At 65.7% G+C, this 23,980-nt stretch carries 27 protein-coding genes; 15 read left to right on the top strand and 12 right to left on the bottom strand.

What is annotated here, in order from left to right; translation table 11 throughout:
- Positions 1-8: 8 nt before the first annotated feature.
- Both G342_RS0116570 and G342_RS0116565 read right to left on the bottom strand, forming a co-directional pair.
- Positions 9-716 (bottom strand): P-loop NTPase family protein, encoded by a 708-nt coding sequence (locus tag G342_RS0116570; protein ID WP_018184288.1) that lies wholly within the window; start codon positions 714-716, stop codon positions 9-11.
- A 27-nt stretch (positions 717-743) separates the two neighbouring features.
- Positions 744-1,835 carry an AI-2E family transporter gene (locus G342_RS0116565; RefSeq protein ID WP_342665172.1) on the bottom strand — a complete coding sequence of 364 codons (1,092 nt, stop codon included), beginning with the start codon at positions 1,833-1,835 and terminating at the stop codon, positions 744-746.
- A gap of 284 nt (positions 1,836-2,119) precedes the next feature.
- Between G342_RS0116565 and purM the strand changes: the two genes are divergently transcribed.
- Together purM and purN are read left to right on the top strand one after the other, a co-directional pair.
- Positions 2,120-3,193, top strand: coding sequence for a phosphoribosylformylglycinamidine cyclo-ligase (purM, locus tag G342_RS0116560; protein WP_018184286.1), 1,074 nt, complete (start codon positions 2,120-2,122; stop codon positions 3,191-3,193).
- Entirely contained in the window at positions 3,190-3,858 is a 669-nt protein-coding gene (purN, locus tag G342_RS0116555; protein WP_018184285.1) for a phosphoribosylglycinamide formyltransferase, read from the top strand. Before purM ends, purN begins: the two co-directional genes overlap by 4 nt.
- A 31-nt stretch (positions 3,859-3,889) precedes the next feature.
- Here purN and G342_RS0116550 read toward each other — a convergent pair whose 3' ends face one another.
- Complete coding sequence (locus G342_RS0116550) at positions 3,890-5,161, bottom strand: MgtC/SapB family protein (RefSeq protein WP_040879091.1); 1,272 nt, start codon at positions 5,159-5,161, stop codon at positions 3,890-3,892.
- 146 nt (positions 5,162-5,307) lie between these two features.
- Between G342_RS0116550 and G342_RS24410 the strand changes: the two genes are divergently transcribed.
- Positions 5,308-5,817, top strand: coding sequence for a GFA family protein (locus G342_RS24410; RefSeq protein WP_051094278.1), 510 nt, complete (start codon positions 5,308-5,310; stop codon positions 5,815-5,817).
- Between the two features lie 159 nt (positions 5,818-5,976).
- The gene (locus tag G342_RS0116540; protein ID WP_018184282.1) at positions 5,977-6,426 is read left to right on the top strand and encodes a baeRF12 domain-containing protein; all 450 of its coding nucleotides are present in this window, start codon (positions 5,977-5,979) and stop codon (positions 6,424-6,426) included.
- A 27-nt stretch (positions 6,427-6,453) separates the two neighbouring features.
- Here G342_RS0116540 and G342_RS24405 read toward each other — a convergent pair whose 3' ends face one another.
- The gene (locus G342_RS24405) at positions 6,454-7,740 is read right to left on the bottom strand and encodes a GGDEF domain-containing protein (RefSeq protein ID WP_018184281.1); all 1,287 of its coding nucleotides are present in this window, start codon (positions 7,738-7,740) and stop codon (positions 6,454-6,456) included.
- A 241-nt stretch (positions 7,741-7,981) separates the two neighbouring features.
- On the opposite strand from G342_RS24405, the gene G342_RS0116530 reads away from it, so the two are divergent.
- Positions 7,982-8,851 (top strand): 23S rRNA (adenine(2030)-N(6))-methyltransferase RlmJ, encoded by an 870-nt coding sequence (locus G342_RS0116530; RefSeq protein WP_018184280.1) that lies wholly within the window; start codon positions 7,982-7,984, stop codon positions 8,849-8,851.
- A gap of 3 nt (positions 8,852-8,854) precedes the next feature.
- Here the strand turns inward: G342_RS0116530 and G342_RS0116525 are convergent, their stop codons facing one another.
- Positions 8,855-9,835 carry a glutathione S-transferase family protein gene (locus G342_RS0116525; RefSeq protein ID WP_018184279.1) on the bottom strand — a complete coding sequence of 327 codons (981 nt, stop codon included), beginning with the start codon at positions 9,833-9,835 and terminating at the stop codon, positions 8,855-8,857.
- 174 nt (positions 9,836-10,009) lie between these two features.
- On the opposite strand from G342_RS0116525, the gene G342_RS25380 reads away from it, so the two are divergent.
- The 4 genes from G342_RS25380 to G342_RS0116505 are packed head-to-tail and all read left to right on the top strand — an operon-like array spanning position 10,010 to position 12,621.
- Positions 10,010-10,477: a hypothetical protein gene (locus tag G342_RS25380; protein WP_018184278.1), complete on the top strand. Its 468-nt coding sequence runs from the start codon at positions 10,010-10,012 to the stop codon at positions 10,475-10,477.
- Positions 10,478-10,479: 2 nt separating this feature from the next.
- Positions 10,480-11,142, top strand: coding sequence for a ribonuclease T2 family protein (locus G342_RS0116515; protein ID WP_018184277.1), 663 nt, complete (start codon positions 10,480-10,482; stop codon positions 11,140-11,142).
- A gap of 22 nt (positions 11,143-11,164) precedes the next feature.
- On the top strand, positions 11,165-11,767 hold the full coding sequence (locus G342_RS0116510; RefSeq protein WP_018184276.1) for a glutathione S-transferase N-terminal domain-containing protein: 603 nt from the start codon (positions 11,165-11,167) through the stop codon (positions 11,765-11,767).
- Between the two features lie 20 nt (positions 11,768-11,787).
- Positions 11,788-12,621 carry an inositol monophosphatase family protein gene (locus G342_RS0116505; RefSeq protein ID WP_018184275.1) on the top strand — a complete coding sequence of 278 codons (834 nt, stop codon included), beginning with the start codon at positions 11,788-11,790 and terminating at the stop codon, positions 12,619-12,621.
- Between the two features lie 174 nt (positions 12,622-12,795).
- On the opposite strand, the gene G342_RS0116500 is transcribed toward G342_RS0116505, so the two are convergent.
- A complete protein-coding gene (locus tag G342_RS0116500) occupies positions 12,796-13,449 on the bottom strand; it encodes an outer membrane protein (protein ID WP_026304524.1) in 654 nt (217 codons plus the stop codon).
- A 343-nt stretch (positions 13,450-13,792) separates the two neighbouring features.
- Here G342_RS0116500 and G342_RS0116495 point away from each other — a divergent pair, with 343 nt between their 5' ends.
- Positions 13,793-14,557, top strand: a complete 765-nt coding sequence (locus G342_RS0116495) for an SDR family oxidoreductase (RefSeq protein WP_018184273.1) — start codon at positions 13,793-13,795, stop codon at positions 14,555-14,557.
- A 110-nt stretch (positions 14,558-14,667) separates the two neighbouring features.
- The gene (uvrC, locus tag G342_RS0116490) at positions 14,668-16,548 is read left to right on the top strand and encodes an excinuclease ABC subunit UvrC (RefSeq protein WP_245557300.1); all 1,881 of its coding nucleotides are present in this window, start codon (positions 14,668-14,670) and stop codon (positions 16,546-16,548) included.
- Positions 16,549-16,578: 30 nt separating this feature from the next.
- Here the strand turns inward: uvrC and G342_RS0116485 are convergent, their stop codons facing one another.
- Positions 16,579-17,100 carry an opioid growth factor receptor-related protein gene (locus tag G342_RS0116485; protein WP_018184271.1) on the bottom strand — a complete coding sequence of 174 codons (522 nt, stop codon included), beginning with the start codon at positions 17,098-17,100 and terminating at the stop codon, positions 16,579-16,581.
- Between the two features lie 38 nt (positions 17,101-17,138).
- Positions 17,139-17,561: a VOC family protein gene (locus tag G342_RS0116480; RefSeq protein WP_018184270.1), complete on the bottom strand. Its 423-nt coding sequence runs from the start codon at positions 17,559-17,561 to the stop codon at positions 17,139-17,141.
- A gap of 311 nt (positions 17,562-17,872) precedes the next feature.
- On the opposite strand from G342_RS0116480, the gene G342_RS0116475 reads away from it, so the two are divergent.
- Positions 17,873-19,327, top strand: a complete 1,455-nt coding sequence (locus G342_RS0116475; RefSeq protein WP_018184269.1) for a DUF1254 domain-containing protein — start codon at positions 17,873-17,875, stop codon at positions 19,325-19,327.
- A 52-nt stretch (positions 19,328-19,379) separates the two neighbouring features.
- Here the strand turns inward: G342_RS0116475 and G342_RS0116470 are convergent, their stop codons facing one another.
- Positions 19,380-20,093 carry an HAD family hydrolase gene (locus G342_RS0116470; RefSeq protein WP_026304523.1) on the bottom strand — a complete coding sequence of 238 codons (714 nt, stop codon included), beginning with the start codon at positions 20,091-20,093 and terminating at the stop codon, positions 19,380-19,382.
- Between the two features lie 102 nt (positions 20,094-20,195).
- The gene (locus G342_RS0116465) at positions 20,196-21,218 is read right to left on the bottom strand and encodes a Tim44 domain-containing protein (protein ID WP_018184267.1); all 1,023 of its coding nucleotides are present in this window, start codon (positions 21,216-21,218) and stop codon (positions 20,196-20,198) included.
- Between the two features lie 146 nt (positions 21,219-21,364).
- Here G342_RS0116465 and trhO point away from each other — a divergent pair, with 146 nt between their 5' ends.
- Positions 21,365-22,120 (top strand): oxygen-dependent tRNA uridine(34) hydroxylase TrhO, encoded by a 756-nt coding sequence (gene trhO, locus G342_RS0116460; protein ID WP_040879030.1) that lies wholly within the window; start codon positions 21,365-21,367, stop codon positions 22,118-22,120.
- 55 nt (positions 22,121-22,175) lie between these two features.
- On the opposite strand, the gene G342_RS0116455 is transcribed toward trhO, so the two are convergent.
- A complete protein-coding gene (locus tag G342_RS0116455; protein ID WP_018184265.1) occupies positions 22,176-22,436 on the bottom strand; it encodes a DUF3297 family protein in 261 nt (86 codons plus the stop codon).
- 81 nt (positions 22,437-22,517) lie between these two features.
- On the bottom strand, positions 22,518-22,883 hold the full coding sequence (locus G342_RS0116450; protein WP_018184264.1) for a diacylglycerol kinase: 366 nt from the start codon (positions 22,881-22,883) through the stop codon (positions 22,518-22,520).
- 234 nt (positions 22,884-23,117) lie between these two features.
- On the opposite strand from G342_RS0116450, the gene pgsA reads away from it, so the two are divergent.
- Both pgsA and moaD read left to right on the top strand, forming a co-directional pair.
- Complete coding sequence (pgsA, locus tag G342_RS0116445) at positions 23,118-23,729, top strand: CDP-diacylglycerol--glycerol-3-phosphate 3-phosphatidyltransferase (RefSeq protein WP_018184263.1); 612 nt, start codon at positions 23,118-23,120, stop codon at positions 23,727-23,729.
- A complete protein-coding gene (gene moaD / locus G342_RS0116440; RefSeq protein ID WP_018184262.1) occupies positions 23,726-23,977 on the top strand; it encodes a molybdopterin converting factor subunit 1 in 252 nt (83 codons plus the stop codon). Before pgsA ends, moaD begins: the two co-directional genes overlap by 4 nt.
- Positions 23,978-23,980: the final 3 nt, after the last annotated feature.

Here is a 23,980-nt window from a genome sequence, read left to right as displayed (position 1 = left end):
AGCAGTCTTTAGTCGTCGAAGGGCAGTTCCGGCTCGTCTCCCGCCTCGCGCGACAGTACCGTCGCCGCCAGCTGGCGGGTGAGCGGACGCCCGGCTGCCAGCGCCTCATGGTCGAGCAGCTCCACCAGCCGGTTGGCCGCGCCCAGCGAGCGCTCCATGCGACGACTGATGAAATCGACCACAGTCGGGTCTACGGCAAGCTGCCGGTCGGAGAAAAGCTTGAAGATCACCCGCGCCAGCAGGTCATCGTCGGGCTCGTTCAGTTCCGCCGGCACGGTGGCGCGCAGGCGCGACGCAAGGTCCGGCAGTTTGAAATCCAGCCCCTGCAGCGGCAGCCGGCTGGTGAGGAGGGCCGACACACGGCGCTCGCGCACCATATTGAGCAGATGAAACAGGGCCGGCTGCGAGACGTCTTCGTCGTGCAGATCCTCGACGAGGACGGGGCCGGAGCCGACCAGTTCGTCGAGACCGGCCGTAGCGAGATCCCGCGCCGCGATTTCGGAGGCGCCGGCGACCGTCTTCCAGATCTGCCCGAGATGGGTCTTGCCCGAACCGACCGGGCCGACCAGCAAAGCGACCGGATTGGGCCAATCGGGATAGCGGTCGACCAGGGCAATCGCCGACTGGTTGGCCCTGCCGACGACGAAGTCCTCCCGGGTCATGGCCGCGCTGTGCGGCAGGGAGAGCGGCAGCTGCCGCAGGGAAGAATCACTCATGGTACAAAACGCTCGAACGCTGGACGCTCAACGAAGAGAAGCCGGCGGCTCGTCGCCATCGGTCTGCCCCCGGTAGATCGGGCTGGTCAGATAGCGCGCGATGGCGAAGCGCATCAGCACGGCGACGGCGGCGGCCGCCGGCACGGCGATGAGCAGGCCGACGAAGCCGAACAGGGCGCCGAAGGCGAACAGTGCGAACATCAGCCAGACCGGGTGCAGCCCGACGCTGCGGCCGACCAGGCGAGGCTGCAGGATGTTGCCCTCGATGAACTGGCCAACGGCGAAGACCAGAACGGTCGCGCCGATCCACTGCCATTCGGGCCAGAACTGCACCAGCGCCACGCTAACGCCGACGACGAAGCCGACCGTCGTCCCGACATAGGGGATGAAGGACAGCAGCCCCGCGCCGATGCCAATCAGGAGGCCGAAATTCAGGCCGACCAGCATCAGGCCGATAGCGTAGATGCTGCCGAGCAGCATGCAGACGAGGCCCTGCCCGCGCACGAAGCCGGCAATGGCGTGGTCGATGTCGCGGGCGATCGCCCGCACCGTCTCGACATGATCGCGCGGCACCCAGCTGTCGATGCGGGCGACCATCCGGTCCCAGTCGATCAGCATGTAGAACGCCACGACGGGCGTGACGACGAACAGCGCCGCCACGTCGACCAGCGCCGATCCGCCACTCCAGATCGACTTCAGGAGCGTCGACAGCCAGCCGGCCGCCTCCGCCATCAGCGAGCCCATCGAGCTGTTGAACTGGCCGGAGTCGACCTGGATCAGATGACCAAGACGGGTGTCGAGGAGCGCCTGTACCAGCGCCTGCAGCTGCAGGGCATAGCTCGGCATCTTGTCGATAAACGCGGCGAGCTGATTGACGAGCAGCGGCACCAGCAGAACGACGAGCAGAACGAGAAGAATGACGAAGCCGACGAGGATGACGAGCGAAGCCGCCAATCGGCCGAGGCCGAATCGTTCCAGCCGGTCAGCGATCGGGTCGAGCCCGTAGGCGACCGCCATGCCGGCCACGAAGGGCAACAGCACATTGCTGAACACAACCAGGAACACCACGAAGACAAGGAGTGCGCCCAGCCAAAATCCGATCTGACGTTGCAGATTCACGGCGATGCCGCCCCCTCTTTCATCGATCGGCCGGGCCATCCGGCACAGCCCGTTGCGTCCAGATAGGGCCTGCATGGCAAAGCGGTCAAGGACAGCCGGCCGCCGGATGCGGCAACTGGGGAAGGCGGGGATTGTTTGCCGATTGCGCGCCCGACCGCCCCAATTGCCGCTACGGGGCCGTTCGACGTCGCCAACAGGCCACAATTGAGCGCAACCGGTGATTCCGGGTTGACGGGGATGGCGCGGATGTGGTCCTCCCTGCCCAAAGCAACCGGGATCCTTCGATGACCGAAAAGACCGGCGCCAAAAACGCCCTGAGCTATGCCGACGCAGGCGTCGATATCGACGCCGGCAACCGTCTCGTCGAAATGATCAAGCCGCTCGTCAAGGCGACCCGGCGCCCCGGCGCCGACGCCGATATCGGCGGCTTCGGCGGCGTCTTCGATCCGAAGGCGGCCGGCTACACCGATCCGCTGCTCGTTGCCGCCAATGACGGCGTCGGCACAAAGCTGAAGGTCGCGATCGACACGGGCATCCATGACACCGTCGGCATCGACCTAGTCGCCATGTGCGTCAACGATCTGATCGTCCAGGGCGCCGAGCCGCTCTTCTTCCTCGACTATTTCGCCACCGGCAAGCTCGATCCGGCCGAGGCCGCGACCGTCGTCGCCGGCATCGCCGAGGGCTGCCGCATCGCCGGCGCCGCGCTGATCGGCGGCGAGACGGCCGAGATGCCCGGCCTCTATAAGGCGGGCGACTATGATCTCGCCGGCTTCTCTGTCGGCGCCGTCGAACGCACGGGCCTGCTGCCCCGCCCTGACGTCGCCGAGGGTGACGTGCTGCTCGGCCTCGCCTCCTCCGGCGTGCATTCGAACGGCTTCTCGCTGGTCCGCAAGATTGTCGAGTTGTCCGGCCTCGGCTTCGACGCACCTGCCCCGTTCGCACCGGAGCTTACGCTCGGCCGCGCCTTGCTGGCGCCGACGCGCATCTATGTGAAGCCGCTGCTCGCCGCGATCCGCGCCACCGGCGCGATCAAGGCGATGGCCCACATCACCGGCGGCGGCTTCGTCGACAACATTCCGCGCGTTTTGCCCGACGCGCTGGCAGCTTCCGTTGATCTCGACGCCGTTACTGTCCCGCCCGTGTTCGGCTGGCTGTCGAAGACCGGCGGCGTCGCCGAACATGAAATGCTGCGCACCTTCAACTGCGGCGTCGGCATGATCGTCGTCGTCGCTCCCGAGGCGGCCGATGCCGTGACGGCTGCGCTCGCCGCCGAAGGCGAGACGGTCATGCGCTTGGGCACGCTGGTGCCGCGCGAAGGCGAAGGCGTCGTCTTCTCCGGCGCCCTGGCGCTTTGACGATGGCGAGAAAGCGCGTCGCGATCCTGATCTCGGGCCGCGGCTCGAACATGACGGCCCTGATCGAGGCCGCCGCCGATCCGGATTTTCCGGCCGAGATCGCCCTCGTGCTTTCAAACCGCGCCGACGCGGGCGGGCTCGCCCGCGCCGCCGAGGCCGGCATCGCCACGGCGGTGATCGACCACAAGGGCTTTTCCAGCCGCGCCGAATTCGACGCGGCGATGGACGAGCGCCTACGCGCCGAGAACATCGATCTCGTCTGCCTCGCCGGCTTCATGCGCCTGCTGAGCGATAGCTTCGTCGAGGCCTGGCGCGACCGGATGATCAACATCCACCCGTCGCTGCTGCCGCTGTTCCCCGGTCTCGACACGCATGAGCGCGCCATCGCAGCCGGCATGCGCCTGCACGGATGCACGGTGCATTTCGTCCGGGCGCAGATGGATTCCGGCCCGATCATCGGCCAGGCGGCGGTGCCGGTGGCGCTCGACGATACGCCCGACACCCTGGCGAAGCGCGTGCTCGCGGCCGAGCACCAGATCTACCCGCTGGCGCTGGCACTCGTCGCCGGCGGCCTCGCCACGGTCGCGAATGAGCGCCTGGTGATCCAGGGCGAGCTTCCGACCGAACTAGGCGGAATGCTGGTAAGCCCGACCTTCTCCGCCTAGCGGCGGCGACAGAACGCCTGCCGGCGAAGGCTTACGCCAGCAGCAGCTTGGTCAGCCAATAGGCTGCGGCGCCGAACAGCAGCGCGCCGGCGGAAAGAATGGCGAAGCGGCTGCCATAGCGGCCTCCCCCCAAAACGAGCGCATAGAGGGCCTTGGCAACAGTGTTGGAGGCTACGGCCGCCGCGATCGCCAACGCCCCGACGCTGACTTCCAGCGTCGGCAGGCCAGCCACCGTCACCGCAGCGGCATCGACGTCACCAATGCCGGCGAGCGCGGAGGCGAACACGATGCCGGCCGAGCCGAAGGCGGCCGAAGCCGCGCGCACGATGAACCCGACGGCGGCAAGGAACAGCGCCATCTTGAGCACGCCGACGAGGTCGAACGGGTTGACCATCGCCGCCGCATCCCGCGACGTGTCGCTCTGCCCCCGGATCAGCCACGCGACGCCGGCCGCCATCGCCAGGGCTCCGGCGATGAAGGGCGGCAGCAACAGCCAGGCGAGTGACGGCGCCAGCCCGAGCACGAGGGCCGCGGTTCTCAGATAGGAGACCCCACCGGCCACCGCGGCACCCGCCGCGAGCCGGGCCGCATCGCCCCCGGCAGCCGCGCGGCGCGCATTATCGAGCGTCACGGCGGTCGACGACACCAGCCCCGCGGCCGCGCCGGCCGCCAGTTCCCCCCGCCCCGGGCCGAGCAGACGGACCGCGACGTAGCCGACATAGGAGATGGCGGCGAGCAGAATGGCGAGCGACCAGACGGCGCGCAGCGAGATGCCACCAAAGGGGCCATAGGGCGCGGACGGCAGCAGCGGCAGGATGACGAAGGTCATCGCCAGCAGGATGATCGCCGACCGCAGCTCGATCCAGCTCAGCCGCTCGATGAAATGATGCAGGGGCTGACGGCTCGCCAGGATCGCCGTCAGCGCGACGCCGCCAGCCGCCGCGAGCCTCACATCACCGAGGACGGCGAGCACGCCGAACAGGAAAGTCGCCATCGCCGCCACGACACTGGTGACGCTGAAATCGCGCTCGGCCTCCGCCTCCCGCCACTTGTAGAAGGCGAAGACGGCGGAGAAGGCCAGGAAGATGGTTCCGGTGACGATTCCGGGTTGGCCGCCGGCCGGCAAGGCTTGCTCGATCAAGCCGACAATGCCGCCCAGCATGCCGATCATGGCAAACGTGCGAATTCCGGCGGTGCGTAGGCCTGGCGCCGCCTCACGCTCGCGCCAGTGTCGCTCGACGCCAATGATGAGGCCGATCGCGATCGCAATGGCCAGGCGGTAGAAGGGTACGAACTCGCTCACATACAGCTCCGGCCGGGAATCGACCCCGCCATCATAGCGACTGGTTTCCCGGCCGGCATGCGACACGGTCTGTGATCGCCTCGACGGTCGGACTTTGACAAGACCTGCCGGATCCGCGGAATATGCTGGCAGTCCAGGAGCCCAGCATGAACACAACGGTCAACCCTCACAAGGCCACGGACACTACGCCGCCGAGCTTCGTCCGCGAGGGCGGATGTCGTTGTGGCGCGGTCCGGCTGAGGATCAGCGCGCCGCCGCTTATCACCATGGCCTGCCACTGCACCGGCTGCCAGAAGATGTCGGCCAGCGCCTATTCTCTCTCCGCCGCCATCCCGAGCGCCGCCTTCGAAGTGACAAAAGGCGAACCCGTCGTCGGCGGCCTGCGCGGGGCCTCAAAGCACTATTTCTGCGGCCAGTGCATGACGTGGATGTTCACGCGGCCCGGGGGCATCGATTTCTTCGTCAATCTCCGCCCCACCATGCTCGACGAGCCGAGCTGGTTCGTCCCCTATTTCGAGACGTGGACCCGCGAGAAGCTCGCCTGGGCGACGACGCCGGCCGCGCGCAGCTTCGAGGCGCTGCCGCCAGAGGATTCCTATGGCGAAATGATCGCCGGCTATGCCGAAAGCTGGCGCGACGGACCGCCCGGAGGGTGACACCCAGACACACGCAAAGCTGATCCGCCAGCCGCTGTTTCCAGTATCAGGAGCGCATCCGGCGCTCCATAATGGTGGAACCTCCCGTCGCGAGAGGCGTAGACCGGGTGAGCCGTGCCATGCCGGCACGGTGCAGGCCTGCCAGTAGGAGCGTCACCCATGCCCGATTTCTCCATCCACCATAACGCGCTCATCCTCGTCGGCGACGGGCAGAAGGCCCTCTTCCTGCGCAATCGCGGCACGCCGCAGAACCTCGATCTGGTCGTCGAGGAGATCCTCGGCAGCCCCTACAATCCAGCGACGCGGGAACAGGGCACCGACCGCCCCGGCCGGGTGATGCAGAGCGTGGGCATGGCCCGCAGCACCGTCGAGCAGACCGACTGGCACATGCTGGAAGAACAGAAATTCGCCGGCACCATCGCCGAGGCGCTCTATCGGGCTGCGCAGGAAAACGTCTTCTCCGAACTGGTGATCGTCGCTCCGCCGAGGATCCTCGGCATCCTCCGGCAAAACCTGCACAAGCTGGTCACCGACCGCATCGCCGGCGAATGGCCGAAGGAATTGACCAAGACCCCCATCAATGAGATCCAGCGCCTGCTCGCGGCCTGATCCCAAGCCCACGGGCCGTCGCTTGGCCTAGCGCCGGGGCGGAGGCGCGCCTTTTGCCGGAAGATCGGCTTCGGAAGCGCTTCCCATCGCCTCGGCCATCGCCCTCGGCGGCGCCGTCTTCACAGCCACTCGCGGCCGCAGCGGTGGTTGCCGCGCCGTGTCCGGATCGGCCACCGCATAACCATCGCGCCCTGCCCGCTTGACGGCATAGAGCGCCTGGTCGGCCGCTTCTCCGAGTTCGTCGCCCGTCAGGCGGCGATCGGGCGTGCTGGTGGCGACACCGATGCTGACCGTCAGCGGGATGGCAATGTCGCCCCGCTCGAGCCCGTTGGCCCGGAACGCCTCGACCAGACCGGCCGCGACACGGGCGGCCTCCTCGGCGCCGGTATCCGGCAATAGAATGCAGAACTCGTCGCCGCCCGGACGCGCCACAAGGTCGCGCGGACGCAACTCGGCCATCAGAATTGCGGCGACGTGGCAAAGGCAGGCGTCGCCGGCGGCATGGCCGTGTTCGTCATTGATCGACTTGAAGTTGTCGAGGTCGAGCAGCAGCAGCGAATGGGCGCGGCGCTTGCTCCGGGCCGTCGCCTCGACTGCCGCGAGCCGCTCCAGCATCAGGCGACGGTTGCCGAGCCCGGTCAGTTCGTCGCGATAGGTGAGGATGGCAAGTTCCGCGCGGAGATGGTCGATCGCCATGACGATCATGCCGAAGTTCCAGACGACGCCGCTGAAGATGACCAGCAGGATCACGACCGTCTCGATGATATCGTAGGAAAGCCGGGCCATGCCGCCGGTGCTGTAGACCAGATTGGCACCCGTCTCGATGGCATGAACGGCGATGCCGACCGCCATGGCGCCGGCGGCGAGCAGGCTTCCCGGCGTGCGTCGGCCCGGGCGGGTCAGGTCGAGGATCGCCAGCAACAACGGCACCGACTGGCCGACCGCGTAGACCGCATTGCGGGCGGCGTTGCTCGGGTAGAGCGTGGAAAACAGAACGAGGATCGCGAGCGAGCCGAAGGTTATGCCCAGGCTGGCGAGCCAGGGCAGCTTCTCGCCGTAAAACTTGCGCACGCCGATCCAGTAGAGGCAGAAGCCGAAGAAGACGAAGCCGTTGCCGATGACATTGGTCGGCACTTTGGCAACCGCTTCCAGCGACAGCACCAGCCCGCCCAGCGCCGTCGTCAGGCAAGCGATCATCCAGATCCGCGCGGCGCCGAAGCCGCGATAGGACCACCAGATCAGCCCCCAGATCATCGCCATCGTGAGCGCGTTTAGGAGGATGACGATGGAGAGCGTCAGAAAATCAAGGACCATGGGCTGACTTCAATTCCGGGAGCTTCGGGGGGCGGTCTCGACCGGTCGCAGGCAGGTATCCTCAGCACGAAATGCGGTGACATCCGTGCCGATCTTGGGCGGGTTATGCAGGCAAAGCCTGATCAAGGCATGAACATCGGCGGTCAATGCCGCATAAGTTGCATAAAATGCAAGGACAACTTTATGCGGCAGCAAGAAATGCCCCTTGCGCGGGCGACGCTTCGATGCCACCACCTCGACAATGAACTATCGTCACGCCTATCACGCCGGAAATTTCGCCGATGTCGTCAAGCACGCCATCCTCGCGCTCCTCATCGAGCATCTGAAGGTCAAGGACAAGGCCTTCCGGGTGATCGACACCCATGCCGGCATCGGCCTGTACGATCTCGATGCGGTCGAGGCCGGCAAGACGAACGAATGGCAGACCGGCATCGGCAAACTGCTGAAGGCCGACGGCACGCCGGCTGTCGAGCTGACGCGCAAGCTCGCCGACGCGCTGGCGCCCTATCTCGACACGGTCAAGGCGGCCAATCCGGACGGCGGGCTCCGGCATTATCCGGGCTCGCCCTGGCTGACCCGCCATCTGCTGCGCAAGTCCGACCGGATGACGGCCGTCGAAATGCATCCGGCCGACCATGCGACGCTGGCCGAACTGTTCGCCGGCGATTTCCAGGTCAAGGCGATCGAGCTGGATGGCTGGCTGGCGCTCGGTTCGTTCGTGCCGCCGAAGGAGCGGCGCGGCCTCGTGCTGATCGACCCGCCCTTCGAGCAGCCGGACGAATTCAAGACGATGTTCGACCGCTTCGAGAAGGCGTATCTGCGCTGGCCGACCGGTGTCTACGCGCTCTGGTATCCGATCAAGGACATCGGCGCGGTGACGAATTTCCACCGGCGCCTGGCGGAAAGCGGCATCACCAAGCTGCTGGCGGCCGAGCTCTGGGTGCGCGACCGCGCCACGCCCGACATGTTCAATGGCACCGGCCTGGTCATCTGCAACCCACCCTGGCAGCTCGACCGTACGCTCGACGCGCTGCTGACCGGCCTCGCCCCGATCCTGGGCGAGACCGACAAGGCCGGTCGCCGCGTCTGGTGGCTACGCGGCGAGAAATAGCCGCTACGCGTTGAAGGCCCGATCCGGCCGCTCGTCGAAATCGAGGATCGGGCCGAGCGGCACCACACCGGACGGATTGATCGTCTTGTGGCTCTCGTAATAGTGCCGCTTGATGTGGTCGAAATCGACGGTCTCGCGGATGCCGGCCATCTGGTAGAGTTCGCGCGTGTAGGACCACAGCGCCGGGTAGTCGATCAGCCGGCGCAGATTGCACTTGAAATGGCCGACATAGACGGGATCGAAGCGCAGCAGCGTGGTGAACAGCCGCCAGTCTGCCTCGGTCAGCCGGTCTCCCGCGAGGTAGGGCTGGTCCGACAGGATCCCTTCCAGCCAGTCCAGGCTGTCGAACAGCGGCCGCACCGCCTCCTCATAGGCGGCTTGGCTCGTCGCGAAGCCGGCCTTGTAGACGCCGTTGTTGACGGTGTCGTAGATGCGGGTGTTCAGCGCGTCGATCTCGGTCCGGAGTGCCTCCGGATAGTAGTCGCCCTTCCTGGCGCCGACGCCGTCGAAGGCCGAATTCAGCATGCGGATGATCTCGGACGATTCATTGCTGACGATCGTCTCCGTCTGCTTGTCCCAGAGCACCGGAACGGTGACCCGGCCCGAATATTCGGGATCCGCCTTGGTGTAGACCTGATAGAGATAGTCGAAGCCGTGCAGCTTGTCGGGGGTGACACGGGGGCCCGGCGCGAAGGTCCAGCCGTTCTCGCCCATCAGCCAGTGCACAACCGAATAGTCGATCATATCCTCAAGGCCCTTCAGAGCCCGGAAGATCATGACCCGATGCGCCCACGGACAGGCGCGGGCGATATAGAGGTGATAGCGTCCTGGCTCCGCCTTGAAGCCGCCCTTGCCGGTCGGTCCCGGGCTGCCGTCGGCCGTCACCCAGTTGCGGAAGCCGGCCGCGCTGCGCTGGAAACGGCCGCCCGTATTGCGCGTGTCATACCATTGGTCTTGCCAAATTCCGTCGACCAGAAGGCCCATGTCGCTGCTCCATATCTTGCTGGGTGGCATATTGGCTCAAACGGCAGCTGTTGCCAGCCGCCCACACGACGACGCTCTGTTCACCACCCGACCCGTTCGGAAGCGCAGAACGCTTGACCATACCGGCGGCAGTGACGCATCGTCGTTGAAAGCGTCCTTTGGGGAATCGCCGCCATGATCCGTACCCTCCTCGCAGCCATCGCCTTCGTGGCGCTCGCCGGTTCCGCGGCGCAGGCGGCCGACTATTCCGGCGGCTACGAGTCCGCACCCGAAGTGCGCCGGGGCTGGAATCGCGGCACCGTGCCGCCCTGCGACGCGCCGGCCGTGCTCTCCAACATGGCGGAGCGCTATCACTGGGCGAACACCCATACCTGGGGCAACGACCTCGCCTTCCGCGAAGTGGCCTCCGTTCAGGAATCGCAGTTCGTGCCCGGTGATCCCGGCCTGATCGATCGCCGCTTCTGCCGTGCCGATGTCTACATCGCCGACAATATCCGCCCGACCGCGGTCTACTATCTGATCGAGGAGCGCATGGGCTTCGCCTCGATCGGCTGGTATGTTGATTTCTGCGTGGCCGGACAGGACCCCTGGCGGGTCCATGATGGCCATTGCCGCACGGTGCGCCCGGGCCGGTATTACTAGGCGTGCGGCTGCCGTCGGCCCTGCGCGCCCTGATCGTCTCGCTCGTCGCCCTGGCCGCCCTCTGGATCACCCCGGCCTCGGCCTTGGCCGACACGCCGGGTGACTTCGACTTCTACGTGCTGTCGCTCTCGTGGTCGCCGACCTATTGCCAGGATCGCGGTCGTTCGGACCGCATCCAGTGCGGCGGGCCGCGCCCCTTCGCCTTCGTCGTGCACGGGCTCTGGCCGCAATATGAGCGGGGCTCGCCGCGCAATTGCGACGCCGGACCGCGCAGCGGCCTTCCGCGCCGTCTCGTCGACAGCATGCTTGACATCATGCCGAGCCCCTCGCTCGTCCGCCACGAATGGCGCACGCATGGCTCCTGCTCCGGCCTCGAGCCCGTCGACTATTTCGAGCTGACCCGCCAGGCGAACGAGGCGGTCCGCATTCCCGACAAGTTCGTCGACGTCACCGATTACCTGACGGTTTCGCCGAACGAGGTCGAGGCCGCCTTCATCGCCGCCAATCCCGGGCTCCGGCGCGACGCCATCGCCGTCAGCTGCGATTCCCGCCGCCTCAAGGAAGTCCGCATCTGCATGACGCGCGACCTCCGTTTCCGGGCCTGCGCCGAAGTCGACCGCAAGGCCTGCCGCAACAACCGGCTCACCATGCCACCCGTCCGATAGGCTTCCGACAAGGATCCCCGCTTTGCTCGTTCTGCGCAGTTCGCCCGCCTCCCCGTTCGGGCGCAAGGTCAAGATCGTCGCCCAAGAGCTTGATCTCATGGACCGCATCGAGATCGTCGTCGCCGACACCTCCGATCCGAACGAAGCGCTGCGGCAGCAAAATCCGCTCGGCAAGATCCCGGCGCTGATCCTCGAAGACGGGTTCGTGCTCTACGATTCACGCGTCATCGTCGACTATCTCGACCACCTCGCCGGCGGCGGCCGCGTGCTGCCGGCCGATCCGGCGCGACGCTATCCGGCGCTCGTGCTGCAATCGCTGGCTGACGGCATCGCCGATGCCGCCCTGCTCCAGGTCTATGAGGGACGCTGGCGCGACGAGGCGCAGCAGAGCGCTACCTGGAAAGCCCATCAGCAGGGCAAGGTCGAGCGCGGCCTCGCCGCTGCCGAGGCATGGCCGCTCGACGGATCGGTTCACGTCGGCACGATCGCCCTCGCCTGTGCCCTCGGCTATCTCGATCTCCGCTTCGGCGGCGCCTGGCGCAAGGATCATCCGAAGCTGGTGGCCTTCCTCGAGGATTTCGCTGCCCGCGTCCCCTCATTCGAGACGACCCGCGTCACAGCCTGACGCCCTGCCTGGAGATCACAATGAGCTTTTCAACCGCCGACGCCCGGACCGTCGCCGCGATCCTGCGCGATGCGGCCGAGGCAGAGATCCTGCCGCGCTTCCGTCACCTCGCCGACGGCGCGATCCGCCAGAAGACGTCGGCCGAGGATCTCGTCACCGATGCCGATGAAGCGGCCGAAAAGGTGATCACCGCCAGTCTCGTCAAGGCGTTTCCCGGCGCGGTGGTGATCGGCGAGGAAGCCGTCTCGGCCGACGAGACGCTGCTCGACCGGCTCGACGGCGCCGAGCTCGCCTTCGTGGTCGATCCCGTCGACGGCACCAAGAACTTCGCCTCGGGGCTGACCCTGTTTGGCGTCATGGCCGGCGTGGTGGTGCGGGGCGAGGCGGTCGGCGGCGTCATCCTCGATCCGATCGGAGGCGACTGGACCATCGCGGTGCGCGGCGAAGGCGCCTGGACCGAGGCTGCCGATGGTCGCCACAACGACCTCAAGGTCGCCACTGCGAAGCCCGTTGACGAGATGTCCGGCACCGCGTCCTGGTCGCTGCTATCCGAGCCGCTGCGCTCGCTCGTCTGCGCCAATCTGGCCGCGACCCGTTCGGCCGCGAGTTACCGCTGCGCAGCGCATGAGTATCGGATGCTGGCCGGCGGTCACAGCCACTTCGCGCTCTATGCCAAGCTGACGGTCTGGGACCATGTCGCAGGCTGGCTGATCCATCAGGAAGCCGGCGGCTACTCGGCCCGCTTCGACGCCAGCCCCTACCTGCCCGCTCATCGCGACGGCGGATTGCTGCTGGCACCGGACCAGGCCAGCTGGCGGGCGCTGCAAGCCGCGCTGTTTGCCGGCAGCGAATAGCCCGCGCCCGATCCGCGTCCGGGATCGGATGAACGAAAGAGCATCGGCCTTGCGCCGGTGCTTTTTTGCGATCAGGCCGCTCCGCACACCGGAACCCGAAAGCAACGCCCAAAAAAGAAAAACGCCGGCGGGTTGCCCCGCCGGCGTTTTATTTATTCGATCCGGGAAAATGGATCAGAACTTGACGCCAACACCAGCGCGGATCGTGTTGGTGCTGAAGTCGACGTCCGTGCCGCCCGGAGCGATGTTGTAGTTTTCCTTGCCGTAGTCGGCGTACTGGTACTCAAGGCGAGCCGTGACGTTGTTCCAGACCTGGGCTTCGACACCGGCGCCGACGGTCCAGCCCATGTGGGTCTTGGAGTCCGTGCCGTAGTCGAGACCGTTGGCGCTGGCGCCGGAGATGGCCGCGCCACCCGTGCCGTAGGCGAGGTAACGATCGAACGCATAACCGACGCGAGCGCGGGCGGTCGAATCCCAACGCTGACGGACGACACCGCGAGCGTTCGAACCGCTGACGTTGTCGAGGTTGGCGTCGATTTCGGCGCCGATCACCCACTGGTTGCCCAGGTCGAAGTTGTAGCCGGCGTAGAGGCCGCCCTTGAAGCCGTCGCCATTGAGGCTGCCGAAGGAATTCGCCGAGGACGCGTCATTCGACGACCAGCCGTAGCCGACCGTGGCGCCGACATACGGGCCGGTCCAGCTGAATGCCTGCACCGAGGTCTCGACCGGAGCCGGAGCCGGCTCGTAGGTGAGATCCGCAGCCAGAACCGGGGCAGCCGACAGAGCAAGCGCCATGGCGCTCAGGGAGAGGGTGCGGATACGCAGCATCTTGGTCTCCATGCGTACTAAACTGAAACTCGAAAGCTTGATCGAAGGGCCAAATTTCTCCCCCGATCCGATGGTCTGAATTAAGCGGTTGATTGCGGCGGAACCGGACAGGAAATGAGGCATGTTCGCGGCATTCGGCCAGCGTTGCAAAAAGCCCACATCCGCACGGTAACCCTATGGATTTATTTAAATTTTATCGATCCTGACAGGATCTGGGAATGGCGGCCGACACATTGCAAACGCAGGTGTTGACCACATTTAACCAAACCTAACGGAGGCTTACCGAAATTGCCGCGCGGCCTTATCTTCGCGGCTCCATGGATTCGGGATGAACGGCGGGACAATGGCAGACGAAAAGGGCATTGCGCTGGTGACTGGCGGCGCGCGGCGAATAGGCCGCGCCATCGTCGAGGACCTGGCGAGGAACGGCTTCGCCGTCGCGATCCATTGCCGCCAGTCGATCGGCGACGCCGGGGAACTCGCGGCCCGCATCAACCAGGAGGGCGGCCGCGCCGCCGTGGTGACGGCCGACCTCGCCGATCTCGAGGCCGCGCGCACCCTGCCCGCCCTCGCGGCGGCAGCCCTCGGCCCGCTGACGCTCCTCGTCAACAATGCCTCGATCTTCGAGGCGGACGGGATCGGCGATCTCGACCCCGAGCGGTTCCAGCGCCAGCTGGCCGTCAATCTCGCGGCGCCCGTCTTCCTGGCCGACGCGTTCGCAGCCCAGCTACCGGACGATCGCGAAGGACTCGTCGTCAACATGGTCGACCAGCGCGCCTGGAAAACGACGCCGCAATTCCTATCTTACCAATTGTCGAAGTCGGGCCTCCTGACCGCGACCCGGACGCTCGCCCAGGCACTCGCGCCGCGCATCCGCGTCAACGCGATCGGTCCGGGCCCCACCCTTCCCTCGCCGCGCCAGGATCCGGCCGACTTCCGGAAGCAGGCCGAGGCGGTCCTCCTGAAGCACGGGCCGGAACTTGGCGAATTCGGGCGAACGATCCGATATCTCTATGAGACGCGCTCCATCACCGGCCAGATGATCGCGCTTGATGGCGGGCAGCATCTTGCCTGGGAAACGCCCGATATCGTAGGCATCAACGAGTGAACACCGCACCACCCGAGAACGACAAGCCAGAGATCGAAAGCGACGTCACAACGACGCCGACGACGAGCGAGGCCGAGACGGAAACCGCCTTCGAGGCGGGCGGCGAACTCGTGCCACGCGGCCAGGGTGCGCTCGTCATCGCCGATTTCGTCAAGCGCCTTCCCAACGCGCCGGGCGTCTACCGGATGTTCGACCAGAACGGCAACGTTCTCTATGTCGGCAAGGCGCGCAATCTGAAGAAGCGCGTCACCAGCTATACGCGGATCGGCATGCAGTCGAACCGGATCATCCGGATGATCCAGCAGACGGCGACGATGGAATTCGTCACGACGCGGACCGAGACCGAAGCGCTGCTGCTGGAAGCGAACCTGATCAAGCGCCTGCGGCCGCGCTTCAATGTGCTGCTGCGCGACGACAAGTCGTTTCCCTACATCCTGATCACCGGCGACCACGAAGCGCCGCAGCTGGTCAAGCACCGCGGCGCCCGCACGCGCAAGGGCGACTATTACGGTCCGTTCGCCTCGGCCGGTGCCGTCGGCAGCACCATGAACGCCATGCAGCGGGCTTTCCTGATCCGCACCTGCACCGACAGCGTCTACGAAAGCCGCACCCGTCCCTGCCTGCTGTTCCAGATCAAGCGCTGCGCCGCTCCCTGCACCGGCGAGATCGCGCTCGACGACTATGCCGAGCTGGTGCGTGAGGCGAAGGGCTTCCTGACCGGCAAATCCTCCGTGATCAAGACTGACCTCGCCCGGGCCATGGAGGCGGCCAGCGCCGATCTGGATTTCGAGCGCGCTGCCATCTATCGCGACCGCATCGCGGCGCTCTCGCATGTGCAGTCGCACCAGGGCATCAACCCCCAGACCGTCGACGAAGCGGACGTGCTCGCCGTGCACCAGGAGGGCGGCCAGAGCTGCGTGCAGGTGTTCTTCTTCCGCACCGGCCAGAACTGGGGCAACCACGCCTTCTATCCGCGCGCCGACAAGAGCCTCGACGCCGCCGAGATCCTCGGCGCTTTCCTGGCCCAGTTCTACGAAGACAAGCCCTGCCCGCGCCTGATCCTGCTCAGCCATGAGGTCGAGGAGATGGATCTGATCGCCGAGGCGCTCAGCGAACATGCCGGCCACAGGGTCGAGATCGCCGTGCCGAAGCGCGGCGAGAAGAAGGACCTGGTCGACCACGCGCTGCTCAACGCGCGCGAAGCGCTCGGCCGCAATCTGGCCGAGACGGCGAGCCAGTCGCGCCTGCTCGAAGGCGTCGGCACCACCTTCGGGCTGGAAGGCCCGCCGCGCCGCATCGAAGTCTACGACAACAGCCACATCATGGGCACCAATGCGGTCGGCGGGATGATCGTCGCCGGGCCGAACGGCTTCGTGAAGAACCAGTACCGCAAGTTCAACATCCGCTCAGAAGAGATCACCCCGGGCGACGATTTCGGCATGATGAAGGAAGTGCTGACCCGCCGTTTCTCGCGGCTGGTCAAGGAGCACGGTTCGCGCGAGGCCGCGCCGCGCGACGAGGAGGGTTTCGGCCCCTGGCCCGACCTCGTCTTCATCGACGGCGGCCAGGGCCAGCTCTCGGCGGCGCGCGAGATCATCGACGGGCTTGGCCTGACGGACCAGGTGCCGCTTGTCGGCATCGCCAAGGGACCGGACCGCGACGCAGGGCGCGAAAAATTCTTCATTCCCGGCCGCGAGGGCTTCATGCTGCAGCCGCGCGACCCCGTCCTCTATTTCGTCCAGCGCCTGCGCGACGAGGCGCACCGCTTCGCCATCGGCACGCACCGCGCCAAGCGCAAGGCAGCGCTGACCAAGAGCCCGCTCGACGAGATCGACGGCATCGGCCCGACGCGCAAGCGCGCCCTGCTGGCCCATTTCGGCACGGCGAAGGCGGTGAGCCGGGCCAGCGTGCCGGACCTGCTCGACGTGCCCGGCATTTCCGAGCAGATGGCGCGGACGATCTACGACTTCTTCCACGACAATGGCGACTAGGCGCGGTAGCGCCTCGTCCTGCGAACACTCTCAGGCGTCTGGTGCGACCGCCCGACGCCAGTAACCGAAGGTCACCGGCCCGATCGTCGCGCGCCGATCCTCCGGCAAGGTCTCCAGCGCCGCGAGGAAAGCCAGCGCCTCCGGCCCCAGCCCGAGCAGGGTCAGGGAGCGCAGGATCCGGCTGATGCGCAGCAGATTGTGATTGCCGGGCGTCAGCCAGTTGCGCGACTGGGCGGGGAAACCCGGCGCGGGAATGATGGTCTCGCGCTGTTCCTCGAAGCCGTAGAAAGCGAGCAGCCGGAGGAATGCGCGCCGCAGCGCCGCACGCAAATCCGCGCGGGTCCGGAACGCCGCGATGTCGGCATCGCCGAGCGCCGGCGCGGCCGGGTTGAACGCACTGCGCTCCGGCAACGGAAAGAGCCACTGGATGTAGTCGTGCACGCGCTCCAGCCGGTCGTCGTCCCAGGCGAGGATGTCGACGAGAGTCCGGCCGCGGTCATCCCTGCCCGTGCCGGCATGAAAACCGACCAGCGCGGAGGTGACGTCTGCCATCCGGTGTCCTCGCCAGAATAGGTTGACCGCCGGACCGCTCAGATCTCAGCCCCTGCGGCTGCGGCGGCCTCGCCATACTTCATGCCTTCCAGCTTCAATCCGTCCGGATCGAGGAAGAAGACCGCGTAATAGTCGTCGTAATACTCCGCCGCGGGATCGACGATGGTGACGTGCTCGCCGCGCAGGAATGCCTGCAGATCGTCGACATCCTTGCGGCTGCGAAGCTCGAACGCATAATGGTGGAAGCCGATGTCGCCGATCCGGTACGGCCGCTTCTTGCCCTCGGCGTCCGCCTCGCCGATCCAGAAGCGCGTCTTGCCATTGGTCCAGCCGATCGTGTCGCCATAGTCGCCCAGCACCTCGAAGCCGAGGAAGGTGAACAAGCGCCCGTAGAAGCGCTTGGAGCGCTCATAGTCGCCCACCCGAATGACGAGATGATCGATACCGACGACGCGAACCATCCTGCTTTTCCTTCCGCTTGACCTCCGCATTGTACGGCCGCGGCCAACAGCGCATCGAAATTTCGAAACCAGCGCCCGCCGACGAGTTCTGTCCAACACTATCGAAAATGGCACTCCCGGTAGACGCATACTCCTTATAATTCAATAAATAGAACAAAATTAAATAAGTATATCTTATTTTCAAGAAACTTAATTCAACACCCTGTCAATCAACTCTAATTTACTCGACGTCATGCAGGGTGCGTCCCTAGATTTCGCTCCATTGCGACTTCAACCCACGGTCCGCCAAGCGGGGAAAGCAGGCCTAACTCATGACCAAGATCTGGATTGCGGCAACGCTGGGAGCTGCGCTGGCAGCCGCGGCAGCGCCATCAGCCTATGCGGCGTCGCCCCTGACGAAGGAGGAGGCCCAAGCCATCGGCGTCGACGCCTATCTCTATTTCTACCCGCTGGTGACGATGGAGCTGACGCGGGGACAGAGCACCAATATCGCGCCGGGCAAGGAGCTCGGCCGCGGCCCGATGAACATGTTCAACAACATCCCGGAATTCCCCCCGGCCGACTTCAAGGTCGTCGTCCGGCCCAACTTCGACACGCTCTACTCGTCCGGTTGGCTCGACATGACCAAGGAGCCTATGGTCGTCTCCAGCCCGGATACCGGCGGCCGATACTTCCTGCTGCCCATGCTCGACATGTGGTCGGACGTGTTTGCCTCGCCCGGCTGGCGCACGACCGGAACCGCCGCCGCCAACTACCTGATCACGCCGCCGGGCTGGCGCCCCGACCTCCGGGATCGCTGGCGCGAGGAATTCAAGCTGCCGGAGGGCACAAGCCGCATCGAGGCGCCGACGCCCTATGTCTGGATCATCGGCAGAACCAAGACCGACGGCCCGGCAGACTATGACGCCGTCCACAAGATCCAGGCCGGCTACCGGATCGTGCCGCTTTCCGAATGGGGCAAGGACGCCAAGCCCCCTGTCGCGACGATCGATCCCGCCATCGACATGAAGACGCCGCCCAAGCTCACGGTCGACCACATGGCGGCCGACGCGTACTTCGCCAAGGCAGCCGAGCTGCTCAAGCTGCATCCCCCGCACATCACCGACCAGCCGATGGTCGCCAACCTCGCCAAGATCGGCATCGTCCCGGGCCAGACGTTTGACTTCGCCAAACTCACGCCGGAAGTGCAGGAGGGGCTGAAAGCCGCGCCGGCCGGGGCGCAGAAGCTGATGGCGTGGAAGGTGAAGACCCTGGCAGACGTCAAGAACGGCTGGTCGATGAACACCAGCACCATGGGCGTCTACGGCAATTATTACCTGAAGCGGGCGATTGTCGCGCAGCTCGGCCTCGGGGCCAATCTGCCCGAGGATGCCATCTATCCGCTCAATCTCGGCGATTCCGAAGGACACCCGCTCGACGGCGCCAACGACTACGTGCTGCATTTCGAGGCCAACGAACTGCCGCCGGTCAACGCGTTCTGGTCTGTCACCCTCTATGATCCGGACGGCTTTCAGATTGCCAACCCGCTCAATCGCTTCGCCGTCTCGAGTTGGATGCCCTTCGTCAGAAATGCCGACGGCTCGCTGGATCTCTACTTCCAGAACGAGAGCCCGGGCGCTGATAAGGAAGCCAACTGGCTGCCGGCCCCCAAGGGTCCGTTCAATCTGACGATGCGTCTCTACGCGCCGCAGAGCGCCGCCCTGACGGGCCGCTGGAACCCGCCCGCGGTGACCAAGACGACGGGGACGGCAGCCTTCCCGCAATAGGACGACGGCAACGCAAAGGGGACCAGGCCGCGAGGTCTCGTCCCCTTCTCATTCATCCATCGAGCTTGGTGATCAGAGCCAGAAGTTCGCCGAGATGCGGGACCTCGCGAAAGCGCGGCGCGCCGAGCGGCGGCTCGACATGCTCGAACGACCAGGTCAGGTCATGCGGAACATAGACGCCCCAGCTTCCGGCCTCGATCGCGGGCACGATGTCTGACTTCAGCGAATTGCCGACCATCATGCTCTGCGCCGGGCCGTCCGCGTGGCGGCTGAAGATGCGGTGATAGGTCGAGGCATTCTTGTCACTGACGATCTCGACCGCGTCGAACAGGTCGCCGAGCCCCGAGGCCGCGAGCTTGCGCTCCTGGTCGAACAGGTCGCCCTTGGTGATCAGGATCAGCCGATAGTTTCCGGCCAGTTGCTCCAGCGTCTCGCGCACATGCGGCAGTGTCTCGACCGGATGGACCAGCATGTCGCGACCGGCGGCGAGGATGTCGCTGATCGCGCCGGCCGGAATCCTACCGCCGGTCAGTTCGATCGCCGTCTCGACCATCGACAGCGTGAAACCCTTGATGCCGAAACCGTAGAGCTTGAGGTTGCGCCGTTCGGCCTCGTTCAGGCGGGCGGCGATGTCGGCGCGGTCGGCATGCTCGGCGAGCAGGTCGATGAAGCGCTGCTCGGTCAGCCGGTAGAACTGCTCGTTCTGCCAGAGCGTGTCGTCGGCATCGAAGCCGATGGCGGTGAGAGAGGGACTGCGAACCTGCATCGAACGGACCATTGGCAAAGGGGCCAATAAAAATGGCGGGTCCGGAGATTACCCGGACCCGCCACACAATTCCACGCGATCGTTGAGACGATCGGATCCAGATCAGGTTTCCTGGATGGCGGAAACCTTCCACGGACCGCCATCCTTGCGGGCGAAGGTCCAGAGTTCCGTCGTCTCGGTCAGCGCGTCGGCGCCGCCCGAAACAATTGCGCCGGTCGCCCGGTCGCGCATCACGTCGCGGCTCTCGTAGCGCATGGCGACGGTGGCGTAGTCGGTGTCGCCCTCGCTCCAGGCCTCGGCGAGATCGCCCTGCAGCAGCGTGATGTCGGTGACGTCGTTGCGCTGGCCGTTGGTGGCGTTCTGGCTGAGTTCCTCCGACAGGTAGGACATGATTTCCGGCGTCGTGCGCTCGCGCAGGCCGGCATAGTCCTCGCGGCCGAAAGCGCCCTGAACTTCGTCGAGAAGCTTCTGGAAGCTGTCGAGGTCGTCGCCGGTGATGCCGATCTCGTCATTGGCATTCATCGCATTGGCCGGACGCTTCTTGGCGCCGGCGCCGAAGCCGCCACCCAGACCACCGAGCGCACCCAGACTACCGAGGCCGCTACGGGGCGTCGTATTCGACGGGGCCTCGGCCGGTGCATCCGGCGTCATGCCGCGTGGCATGCCGGCCGGAGCCGCGCCAGCGGTGGCCGTACGATTGCGGTTGGCGAAGAAGCGGAACAGGAACATCGCGGCGATCGCCAGCAGCGCGAACTGCAGGATGAAGCCGAACGCTCCGGCCATGCCGCCGAGACCGTTGCCCATCAGCATGCCGATCAGGCCGCCCATCATCAGGCCGCCCAGCATGGCGCCGCCGAAACCACCCAGGAAACCGGGACGCTGGGCCTGCTGGCCCGGACGAGCCGCCGCGTTGGTCGCCTGGCCCGGCTGCGTCATCGAACGCTGAACGGGCTGCGCCGCGCTCGGCGCCGTCGGGGTAGCCGGCGCAGACTGGAACGTCCGCCCGCCACGACTACCGAAGCTGCCACCGCGACGCGCCTCGGCGTCATCGAATGCAGGGAAGCTCATCGCCGTCGCGAGGCCAAGCATCGCGAGAAATACCGGTGTGCGCTTGCCGAATAACATGTGAGATCCTTCTCCCTGCCAAAAAATCGGGCCCTTCCAGACCCTTGCCTGCATCATGTAGGAACTGACATTCGATTTGTTGAGAGGGAAATCCGCGTCACCCTGTCGATTTGCGCAAATCGGGCGCCGTGCTATTGGCTCGCCGCATGACATACAAGGTTGCCGCCCTCTATCAGTTCGCCGCGCTGCCCGACTTCGAGGCCCTGCGCGCGCCCCTGCTCGAACTCTGCGAAACGCAGGGGATTCGGGGCACGCTGCTGCTATCGCCGGAAGGCATCAACGGCACCATCGCCGGTACGGATGAAGGCATCGACGCGGTCATCGCCAGCCTGACGACCGGCGAACTTTTCGGCGGACGGCTCGATAATCTCGAGCTCAAATTCTCGGGCGCATCGGCGATGCCATTCAAGCGGCTGAAGATCCGGCTGAAGAAGGAAATCGTCACCCTCGCGCAGCCGCAGGTCGATCCGACCCGCCAGGTCGGCACCTATGTCGCGGCCGAGGACTGGAACGCGCTGATCTCGGATCCCGACGTCGTCGTCGTCGACACGCGCAACCGCTTCGAAGTGAAGATGGGGACGTTCGAACGGGCGCTCGATCCGGAAACGCGGAAATTCTCGCAGTTCCCGGATTTCGTCGGCCGCTCACTCGACCCGGCCGTCAACAAGAAGGTTGCCATGTTCTGCACCGGCGGCATCCGCTGCGAGAAGGCGAGCTCCTACCTGCTGTCGCAGGGTTTCGCAGAGGTGTTCCACCTCAAAGGCGGCATCCTCAAATATCTCGAGACCATCCCGCCGGAGCAAAGCCTCTGGCAGGGAGAATGCTTCGTCTTCGATGAGCGGGTGGCGCTCGGCCATGGTCTGGCGGAGCGCGCTCCGGAGGATCCGGCCGAGGAAGACTGACCCCGGCAGGGATCCTCGATCTGGCAGGGCGCGATCGGGATCGCGCCCGTCACTATCAGCCTGCGTCGTTCGCGTCGCTGGCGTCGTGCAGATAGGCCTCGACCACGCCCTTCAGCTTGATCGTCAGCGGATTGCCGAAGCGATCGCGCGCCTTGCCGGCGGCGACGCGGACCCAGCCTTCGCTGATACAATATTCTTCGACATTGGTCTTCTCGACGCCGTTGAAGCGGATGCCGATGCCGCGCTCCAGCAGGGCCTCGTCATGGAAGGGGCTCTTCGGGTCGTTCGAGAGACGGTCGGGCAGCGTGTCGGTCATGATTGAGCTTTCAAATCGATAGCATTCGACGGCACACATAGCGGGACGCCACCGTCCTGCCAACCCGCGCCGGCGCGACCGTCACCGGCCAAGCAGGGTCGCGATCGTCAGCATCCCGACATAGAGGCTCGTCGCCACCAGCATGAACATGACCGCGGCCGAGCCGAGATCCTTGGCGCGCCGCGCAAATTCGGAGCGCTCCGGCGAGACGCGATCGACGATCTCCTCGATCGCCGTGTTGATCGCCTCGACCGAGAGCGAGGCGAAGACCAGCACGAGATAGACGCCGATCTCGGCCAACGAGCGCCCCAGGACGACGATCCAGACCAGTGCGGCGAGACCTCCCGCAAGCTCCATTCGCGCCGCCGTCTCGCCCCGGAACAGGATCGCGACCCCGGACGCCGACCAGCGACTCGCCGCGACAAGATGTTCGAACCAGGCGCGCATGCGCGTCCCCCTCATCTGTTCGGCGGCGGCCGATTGTTGCCGGCTCGGCCGCTTCGCCATGGCGGAACGGCCGCCGGACGGGATATCATGTAGCCGATTCCCGCGAACGCCGTGTCGGCATCGCATTGTCGCGCCAGCCTCCTGGCCATATCCGGTTCTGCCATGTCTTTTGCTAGCCACCCTTGGCAGGGGCAGGCCCGGATGCAATATGAGGGTGAGGGTTCAAGGACGGTTATGAGCGAGCTTCGCACCTTCGACGTCAGACGGCCGCAGCGAGCACTTCTGCTTTCGCTCCCGAACATCCTGACCTATGCCCGGATTCTGGCTGTCCCCCTCGTCGTCTTCTGCGTCGTCGGTGGCAAGGATTCGTGGCGCTGGATCGCGCTGGCGCTCTTCATCCTCGCCAGTGTCACCGACTATCTCGACGGCTATCTGGCGCGGATCTGGAAACAGCAATCCTCGCTGGGCCGCATGCTGGATCCGATCGCCGACAAGCTGCTGGTCTCCGCCTGCCTTCTGGCGCTCGTGTTCGAACGCACGATTGGTGGGCTGTCGCTCTGGGCGGCGCTGATCATCCTGTCGCGCGAAATCCTCGTCTCGGGCCTTCGCGAATATCTCGCCGAGCTGCGCGTCAGTGTGCCGGTGTCGCGCCTCGCCAAGTGGAAGACGGCGCTGCAGATGGTGTCGATCGGGTTCCTGCTGGCAGGCCCCGCCGGCGACATCCATTTCGCCTATACGACGCTGATCGGCATCGTGCTGCTGTGGATCTCGGCCATCGTCACCCTCTATACGGGCTATGATTATTTCCGCGCCGGGCTCGGCCATATCCTGGAGGAGGAACCGTGAAGCTCCTCTATTTCGCCTGGGTGCGAGAGCGGATCGGCACGGCCGAGGAAACGATTGAGCCGCCGCGTGGCGTCGATACGGTTGACGACCTGCTCGGCTGGCTGCGCACGCGGGGCGAAGCCTATGACCTCGCGCTGGCTGAACCGGCCGCCATCCGCGTCGCCCTCGACCATGATCATGCCGAGCATGACACGCCTATCGCCGGCGTGCGCGAAGTCGCCCTCTTTCCCCCGATGACGGGAGGCTAGCCG

Origin of the sequence: Kaistia granuli DSM 23481 (assembly GCF_000380505.1) — a bacterium.
Taxonomy (GTDB): domain Bacteria; phylum Pseudomonadota; class Alphaproteobacteria; order Rhizobiales; family Kaistiaceae; genus Kaistia; species Kaistia granuli.
This window is presented reverse-complemented; position numbering and strand designations above follow the sequence as displayed.

Bases quoted from the DNA above. Each gene is read 5' to 3' on its own strand.
- G342_RS0116570 (WP_018184288.1), bottom strand. From the start codon at position 716: ATGAGTGATTCTTCCCTGCGGCAGCTGCCGCTCTCCCTGCCGCACAGC.
- purM (WP_018184286.1), top strand. From the start codon at position 2,120: ATGACCGAAAAGACCGGCGCCAAAAACGCCCTGAGCTATGCCGACGCA.
- G342_RS24410 (WP_051094278.1), top strand. From the start codon at position 5,308: ATGAACACAACGGTCAACCCTCACAAGGCCACGGACACTACGCCGCCG.
- G342_RS0116540 (WP_018184282.1), top strand. From the start codon at position 5,977: ATGCCCGATTTCTCCATCCACCATAACGCGCTCATCCTCGTCGGCGAC.
- G342_RS24405 (WP_018184281.1), bottom strand. From the start codon at position 7,740: ATGGTCCTTGATTTTCTGACGCTCTCCATCGTCATCCTCCTAAACGCG.
- G342_RS0116530 (WP_018184280.1), top strand. From the start codon at position 7,982: ATGAACTATCGTCACGCCTATCACGCCGGAAATTTCGCCGATGTCGTC.
- G342_RS0116525 (WP_018184279.1), bottom strand. From the start codon at position 9,835: ATGGGCCTTCTGGTCGACGGAATTTGGCAAGACCAATGGTATGACACG.
- G342_RS25380 (WP_018184278.1), top strand. From the start codon at position 10,010: ATGATCCGTACCCTCCTCGCAGCCATCGCCTTCGTGGCGCTCGCCGGT.
- G342_RS0116505 (WP_018184275.1), top strand. From the start codon at position 11,788: ATGAGCTTTTCAACCGCCGACGCCCGGACCGTCGCCGCGATCCTGCGC.
- G342_RS0116500 (WP_026304524.1), bottom strand. From the start codon at position 13,449: ATGCTGCGTATCCGCACCCTCTCCCTGAGCGCCATGGCGCTTGCTCTG.
- G342_RS0116495 (WP_018184273.1), top strand. From the start codon at position 13,793: ATGGCAGACGAAAAGGGCATTGCGCTGGTGACTGGCGGCGCGCGGCGA.
- G342_RS0116485 (WP_018184271.1), bottom strand. From the start codon at position 17,100: ATGGCAGACGTCACCTCCGCGCTGGTCGGTTTTCATGCCGGCACGGGC.
- G342_RS0116480 (WP_018184270.1), bottom strand. From the start codon at position 17,561: ATGGTTCGCGTCGTCGGTATCGATCATCTCGTCATTCGGGTGGGCGAC.
- G342_RS0116475 (WP_018184269.1), top strand. From the start codon at position 17,873: ATGACCAAGATCTGGATTGCGGCAACGCTGGGAGCTGCGCTGGCAGCC.
- G342_RS0116470 (WP_026304523.1), bottom strand. From the start codon at position 20,093: ATGCAGGTTCGCAGTCCCTCTCTCACCGCCATCGGCTTCGATGCCGAC.
- G342_RS0116465 (WP_018184267.1), bottom strand. From the start codon at position 21,218: ATGTTATTCGGCAAGCGCACACCGGTATTTCTCGCGATGCTTGGCCTC.
- trhO (WP_040879030.1), top strand. From the start codon at position 21,365: ATGACATACAAGGTTGCCGCCCTCTATCAGTTCGCCGCGCTGCCCGAC.
- G342_RS0116455 (WP_018184265.1), bottom strand. From the start codon at position 22,436: ATGACCGACACGCTGCCCGACCGTCTCTCGAACGACCCGAAGAGCCCC.
- G342_RS0116450 (WP_018184264.1), bottom strand. From the start codon at position 22,883: ATGCGCGCCTGGTTCGAACATCTTGTCGCGGCGAGTCGCTGGTCGGCG.
- pgsA (WP_018184263.1), top strand. From the start codon at position 23,118: ATGAGCGAGCTTCGCACCTTCGACGTCAGACGGCCGCAGCGAGCACTT.